Source organism: Pseudomonas sp. LJDD11 (assembly GCF_024584215.1).
Lineage (GTDB): Bacteria > Pseudomonadota > Gammaproteobacteria > Pseudomonadales > Pseudomonadaceae > Aquipseudomonas.
The window spans coordinates 1-585 of the sequence record NZ_JANJFL010000109.1 but is presented as its reverse complement, the minus strand read 5'-3'; the positions used below and the strand labels follow the sequence as shown (position 1 = coordinate 585).

The window sequence follows — 585 nt, the reverse complement described above, 5'->3', positions numbered from 1 at the left end:
CCCCTGGCCCAAATGTGCCGGGCAGGGCGCAGCCATAATTGTCGCGGTTGCTGTCGAGCCCCGGTGTGAACGGGTAAGCGCAAAGTATTTCCAGCTTCTTGCCATTGCCGACGGCTGTGAACAGGTCACTGAAAACCACCCCGTTGGGCTGACTCACTTGCCGTATGCCCAGATCGCTGCGCAAGTAGATCAGCCCTTGCGCCCCCAGAGCAGTGGCATTGTCGTTGTGCTGCCAGAACATCTGTCCGGGCTGTCGTGCCTCGGCCAGCAGCAGTACGCCATTGCATTGCCAGGCAGGTTTGTTGACGGGGCAAGTGGTGGCGGTGCTCTGGTAGCGATTGTTGAGCAATTGCACGGTTTGCGGACCGGTGATTGCCTGGGCATTGCAACAGGCGAACAACACCAGCGATACGATGGCGTTGATGAGTGTTCCTTTGGTCTTCATGACCTTTCAGCCTCCCTGAATAGAGGTGCAGCGCCCTGCGCCCGGTCAAGTGTCCGGGCGGGGCGTACACCGTTACTGGCTGGTTTTCTCCCGGCTTCTGTAAGTGGCAAGTTGAGCGGCTGTCGACGAAACGACCACCG

General features: G+C 59.3%; 1 pseudogene. It reads right to left on the bottom strand.

The features are described from left to right. Window positions 1-445, bottom strand: a pseudogene (locus NRB16_RS29010) (hypothetical protein); the annotation flags it as partial. Between the last annotated feature and the right edge of the window lie 140 nt (window positions 446-585).